This window comes from Kocuria cellulosilytica, assembly GCF_040981245.1.
In the GTDB taxonomy this organism is placed as follows: domain Bacteria; phylum Actinomycetota; class Actinomycetes; order Actinomycetales; family Micrococcaceae; genus Kocuria; species Kocuria cellulosilytica.
In genome coordinates, this window is record NZ_JAVFWZ010000029.1 from 1 (window position 1) to 973 (window position 973).

The 973-nt window shown below is 71.5% G+C and carries 1 protein-coding gene; it reads right to left on the reverse strand.

All coding sequences use genetic code 11. From position 1 onward, the window contains the following. Positions 1–257 (reverse strand): hypothetical protein (locus tag RCG67_RS16795; RefSeq protein ID WP_368827928.1); only part of this gene is annotated, 257 nt, incomplete at its 3' end. Positions 258–973 lie beyond the last annotated feature (716 nt).

Sequence of the window (973 nt, forward strand, 5' to 3'; positions counted from 1 at the left end):
TGAGGTCGTGGAGCAGTACTGCCCCGGTCGGGGCAGCTGATGAACTCCACCACGCAGAGGCCGGCGCTCGAGGGGGCCAGTACGCGGTGGCGCGATGACAGGTTGTGGGTGGAGCTGCGCAGCGGGTTATAGATCATCGCAGGCCATCCCATCGCGGGGCGGTTGCCAGCAAGGCGGTGGGCGTTTCGGGTGGCGGTGGCGGTGATCGGGCAGGGCCTCGACGAGGTGTTGTCCCAGCGGCGGCGGTTGTCGACCACGTGGCGTGGGGCACTTCGTGGACTCCGATGGGGTGCAGGACCGGCAGTGGGAGGAGGTCCCGCGGGGGCATCCACCAGCAGCGGGTGGTGGCTCAGTGAGGCGGGGCCCCGGCCGACGGTGCCGGTGGAGTTACTGGCCGGGCCCAGCCCAGATCAGGCATCTGCAGGAGCGGTTCTTCGATCCGGTCACCGCACTGGCCTCTAGCGCCGCTGGAGGACGTCTCGGCCCCGACCCCGGACTCCTTGAGCCTGGCTGGAGGGGCTGCGGCGGCAGGGCGGACCGTTGCTGGAGGCGGTGACCACGACGGGGGCCGACAGCGGGCCGGGACCCTGGGCGAGGCGTTCGGCCTCGAGGCCACCTCGCACCGCCCGGTGGAGATCCAGGGCCTGTGGCAGCTGAGCACCCAGAGCAAGGGCGGGGGTCCCTTCACCCCGGTGGAGCGTTTCGAGGCCATCCGCCCCGATACCACCGGCCGGGCACCCACCGTCTCGCAGATCCCTGGACAGGAGCACCCCCTGACAGCCCTGGAGGCGCCGGAGAACGGACAGACCGATGAGTGCGCCCGGCAACGACCCCGAGCCCGCAACCGGCGATGAGACCGAGGACGAGGCGGTGGAGAACGAGGCGTCCCAGGAGAGCAGCGACGCCCTCTTCGAAGGCGACCAGGGCCGGCTGAGCCGGGGGCAGCGCCAGGACGTTGCTGGCGGTGCCGAAG